Annotated in this window: 5 protein-coding genes; all 5 read left to right on the forward strand. The window is 57.3% G+C overall.

The genetic code is table 11. The annotated features are described in order from the left end of the window. Positions 1 to 579 (forward strand): class I SAM-dependent methyltransferase (locus Q1B15_RS14835; protein ID WP_299754917.1); only part of this gene is annotated, 579 nt, incomplete at its 5' end. Positions 580 to 848: 269 nt separating this feature from the next. Continuing rightward, positions 849 to 1,859 carry a pyruvate dehydrogenase (acetyl-transferring) E1 component subunit alpha gene (gene pdhA / locus Q1B15_RS14840; protein WP_299754920.1) on the forward strand — a complete coding sequence of 337 codons (1,011 nt, stop codon included), beginning with the start codon at positions 849 to 851 and terminating at the stop codon, positions 1,857 to 1,859. A gap of 16 nt (positions 1,860 to 1,875) precedes the next feature. Beyond that, positions 1,876 to 3,246, forward strand: a complete 1,371-nt coding sequence (locus Q1B15_RS14845) for a pyruvate dehydrogenase complex E1 component subunit beta (RefSeq protein ID WP_299754922.1) — start codon at positions 1,876 to 1,878, stop codon at positions 3,244 to 3,246. A gap of 1 nt (position 3,247) precedes the next feature. Next, complete coding sequence (locus tag Q1B15_RS14850) at positions 3,248 to 3,505, forward strand: hypothetical protein (RefSeq protein WP_299754925.1); 258 nt, start codon at positions 3,248 to 3,250, stop codon at positions 3,503 to 3,505. Continuing rightward, on the forward strand, positions 3,505 to 4,756 hold a 1,252-nt coding region (locus tag Q1B15_RS14855; RefSeq protein ID WP_299754928.1), incomplete at its 3' end, for a pyruvate dehydrogenase complex dihydrolipoamide acetyltransferase. The genes Q1B15_RS14850 and Q1B15_RS14855, both read left to right, overlap by 1 nt.

Raw genomic sequence — 4,756 nt, forward strand, 5'->3', positions numbered from 1 at the left:
CGGGTTGATTTCGTCAGCGGCGCGGTCGCACATCGACTTCGGTTTGGAGGGGGGCGTGGGCAAGCGCTGGCAAAAGCAATGGGATTGCGCGCGGGTAAAACACCAATGATTGTTGATGCAACGGCGGGCTTGGGACGAGACTCATTTTTATTGGCGTCGCTGGGAGCACAGGTCGTCATGATCGAACGGTCAGAAAAAATGCATTCTTTGTTGGTTCAAGGCATGGATCAAGCCTTCAAAGAGGGAGGCGAATTTCGCGAGATTATTGGTCGCATGACGCTTCTGAAGGGAGATGCCAAGGATTTGCTGCCTAAGATGCCTTGCGAGGCAATCCTGCTTGATCCAATGCATCCTCCACGTAAAAACTCAGCGCTGGTGAAGCGCGAATTACGGCAAGTTCGCGAGATCGTTGGAGCGGACGATGACGCTGTTGAATTGGTGCGTGTGGCGCTCAAGAACGCGCGAAATCGAGTGGTCTTGAAATGGCCCGCGAAGGTTGATCCGATCAAAGGAATACAGGCGTGCTCCCACCAAATACATGGAAAATCAACGCGTTACGATGTCTTTATGGTAGGGTGAGGAACGCACTACGGGCCGTATTGTTTGGTGAAGGCGCCTGCAACGAAGGTCGGATTTCCGCCGAAAGTGTCGAATGTCCAAGCCGAGCTCACAACGGCCCCTCAGATGAGCAATACTCGCTGGCAATATAAGCACTCGCCCACCCTTGCGCACCGCGCATAACGGCATTTCTGCTCCGCGACGCATTTGCGCGTGCTTTCCGCAAAATCATGGTGTAGGAAATGGTTTAACGCTGAACTATTTTGCACCACCTAGGGAGGAAGTCGTCCATGGCCGCAAAGCGGGCAACGCGCAAATCGAATGTCTCGAAAGAGGAACTCCTGAAATTTTACCGCGAGATGCTGCTTATCCGCCGGTTTGAGGAAAAGGCGGGCCAGCTATACGGCATGGGCCTGATTGGCGGCTTCTGCCACCTCTATATCGGGCAGGAAGCGGTAGTTGTCGGCCTTGAGGCCAACACCGAGGAAGGCGACAAACGCGTCACCACCTATCGCGACCACGGGCACATGCTTGCCTGCGGGATGGACCCGAAGGGCGTTATGGCCGAATTGACCGGCCGCTCGGACGGTTATTCGCGTGGCAAGGGTGGCTCAATGCACATGTTCTCGAAGGACGCAAACTTCTATGGCGGCCACGGGATTGTTGGCGCAAACGTGCCACTGGGTGCGGGACTGGCGCTTTCGGATAAATACAAAGGCAATGACCGCGTGACGTTCACCTACTTCGGGGACGGCGCTGCAAACCAGGGCCAAGTTTACGAGGCCTACAACATGGCCGAAATCTGGGAATTGCCTGTTATTTTTGTCATTGAAAACAACGGCTATGCGATGGGAACCTCGGTCAAGCGGGCGACCAAGTCACCGTCGCTTTGGCAGCGTGGTGCGGCCTACGGCATCGAGGGCGAAGAAGTCGACGGCATGGATGTGCTGGCGGTGAAAGAAGCCGGTGCACGCGCAATCGAATTCTGCCGATCCGGCAAGGGCCCATATATTCTTGAGGTTAAGACTTACCGCTACCGCGGCCATTCAATGTCAGACCCGGCGAAGTATCGCACACGCGAAGAAGTGCAGAAGATGCGCGAAGAGCGTGACGCAATCGAGCAGGTGCGCAAGCGCTTGCTGGAAGGTGACGCGACCGAGGACCAGCTGAAGGCGATCGACAAAGAGATCAAGGAGATCGTGAATGAGGCGGCGGAGTACGCAAAAGAGAGCCCGGAGCCCGATTTGAGCGAGCTTTGGACAGACATTTACGTCGACGCAGACGCGTCGCAGAACGCATAAGGGGAGGATCAACGACATGGCAACTGAAATTCTTATGCCCGCGCTTTCCCCGACTATGGAAGAAGGCACACTTGCAAAATGGCTTGTGAAAGAGGGCGATACCGTTTCGTCCGGAGACATTCTGGCCGAAATTGAAACCGACAAGGCAACGATGGAATTTGAAGCCGTCGATGAAGGCATTGTGGGTAAGATCCTTGTGCCCGATGGCACCGAGGGTGTGTCCGTCAACACGCCAATCGCTGTGATGATTGAGGAAGGCGAAAGCGCCGACCACATTCAGGTCTCAGCTGCTCCGGCTGCGGCTGCGGCTGAAGCGCCTGCCGCAGCCCCTGCCCCAGTGGCAACGGCTCCTGCAGCGCCCAAAGCGTCAGTATCGGTCGAACCCGACTACCCGGACGGCACCGAGATGGTGCCTACAACCGTGCGTGAAGCCCTTCGCGATGCGATGGCCGAAGAGATGCGCCGTGATGACACTGTTTTCCTAATGGGCGAAGAAGTTGCCGAATATCAGGGCGCCTACAAGATCTCCCAAGGCCTGCTGGACGAGTTCGGCGCAAAGCGTGTGATCGACACACCGATCACCGAGCACGGCTTTACCGGCATTGCGGTTGGTGCATCTTGGGGCGGTCTGCGTCCGATTGTCGAGTTCATGACGTGGAACTTTGCAATGCAGGGCATTGACCAGATCATCAACTCGGCCGCCAAGACGCTTTATATGTCGGGCGGCCAGATGGGCTCTCCGATTGTGTTTCGTGGCCCAAACGGGGCAGCGGCGCGGGTTGGTGCACAGCACTCTCAGGATTACGCGGCGTGGTATGCATCTGTTCCTGGGCTTTACGTGGTGCAGCCATATTCGGCAGCAGATGCGAAGGGTCTTTTAAAACAGGCAATCCGCGATCCGAACCCGGTCGTGTTCCTTGAAAACGAGATGATATACGGCAAGTCGTTTGATGTGCCGAAGATGGATGATTTCACGATTCCGTTCGGCAAAGCTCGCATTTGGCGGGAAGGCGAGGATGTGACGATCGTCTCTTGGGGCATCGGCATGAGCTATTCCCTGCAAGCTGCCGACGAACTGGCCAAAGAAGGTATCTCGGCCGAGGTCATCGACCTGCGCACTTTGCGGCCTTTGGACATCGCGACGGTGATCCGCTCGGTTCAAAAAACGAACCGTTGCGTGACGGTTGAAGAAGGCTGGCCGGTTGCGTCGATGTCGGACCATATCGGGTCCGAGATCATGCGCGAGGCGTTTGACTATCTGGATGCGCCGGTACTGGCGTGTACGGGTAAAGACGTGCCAATGCCCTATGCTGCAAACCTTGAGAAGCTGGCGCTGACATCCACAAAGGAAGTCATCGACGCGGTCAAGGCTGTGACGTACCGGTAAGATGGAAGTTCACGGCATCGACATGACCCGCGAAGCCTATCGTATTTCGACCGAGATAAACGGGATCGACGTCCCGGGTTTTGTGCCGGAGGGCTTGGTGATGGAGATGCTGGGGATCAGCCGTCGGCCGGGACATGGCGAGGTCTATGCCTGGCTTGAGAAACATTTCGCGGCTGTTGAGGCCGCGCTGAACAAACGACATTCCGGGTCCGTGCCTAAGCGGCCATTCGACCGGATAACACTTGCGGAGGAAGCCTGATGCCAACCGAAATTCTGATGCCCGCCCTCAGCCCTACGATGGAGGAAGGCACACTTGCCAAGTGGCTTGTGAAAGAAGGCGATACGGTCGCGTCTGGTGACCTTCTGGCCGAAATCGAAACCGATAAAGCGACGATGGAATTCGAAGCCGTAGACGAAGGCGTCATCGGCAAGATTTTGGTGGCCGAAGGGTCCGAAGGCGTTCCGGTGAACACGGCAATTGCGATTTTATTGGAAGACGGCGAAAGCGCCCAAGACATTGGCGCGACGGCTGCCGCTCCTGCTGCGGCAGCGGCGGCCCCTGTTCCACAAGGTGCTCCGGCTGAAGTGGCTCCTCCGGCAGCAGCGCCTCCGGCGGCCCCGGTTGCAGCGGATGGCTCACGCCTGTTTGCCTCGCCACTCGCGCGCCGGATCGCGAAGAACAAAGGTCTCGACCTTGCGCAGATCAAAGGATCAGGCCCCAAAGGCCGGATCGTGAAAGCGGATGTTGAGAATGCAGACGCGACTGCAGCCCCTGCGGCGGCAGCTCCGAAAGCGGCGGCTCCTGCAGCGGCAGCATCGACGGGTCCAAGCACAGAGCAGGTTCTGAAGATGTATCAGGGCCGCGAGTTTGAAGAAGTGAAGCTGGACGGCATGCGCAAAACGATTGCCGCACGCCTGACAGAAGCCAAGCAGACGATCCCGCACTTCTATCTGCGCCGCGATATCAAGCTGGATGCATTGCTGAAATTCCGCGCCCAATTGAACAAGCAATTGGAATCTCGGGGCGTGAAGCTGTCGGTCAACGACTTCATCATCAAAGCCAGCGCGATTGCGCTTCAGCAGGTGCCAGACGCGAACGCTGTCTGGGCCGGTGATCGGACGCTGAAGCTGAAGCCATCGGATGTGGCCGTCGCTGTGGCGATTGAGGGCGGTTTGTTCACTCCGGTTCTGAAAGACGCCGACATGAAGTCGCTGTCGGCTTTGTCGGCCGAGATGAAAGACCTTGCAGCCCGCGCGCGGGACCGCAAACTTGCGCCCGAGGAATACATGGGCGGCAGCTTTGCTATTTCGAACCTTGGGATGTTCGGCATCGATAACTTTGACGCGGTGATCAACCCACCGCACGGTGGCATTCTGGCCGTCGGTGCGGGTACCAAAAAACCGATTGTCGGAGATGATGGCGAACTGACCGTTGCGACGGTTATGTCGGTGACATTGAGCGTCGACCACCGGGTGATTGACGGGGCTCTTGGCGCGCAATTGCTAAATG

Source organism: uncultured Boseongicola sp., from assembly GCF_937988555.1.
In the GTDB taxonomy this organism is placed as follows: Bacteria; Pseudomonadota; Alphaproteobacteria; order Rhodobacterales; family Rhodobacteraceae; genus Boseongicola.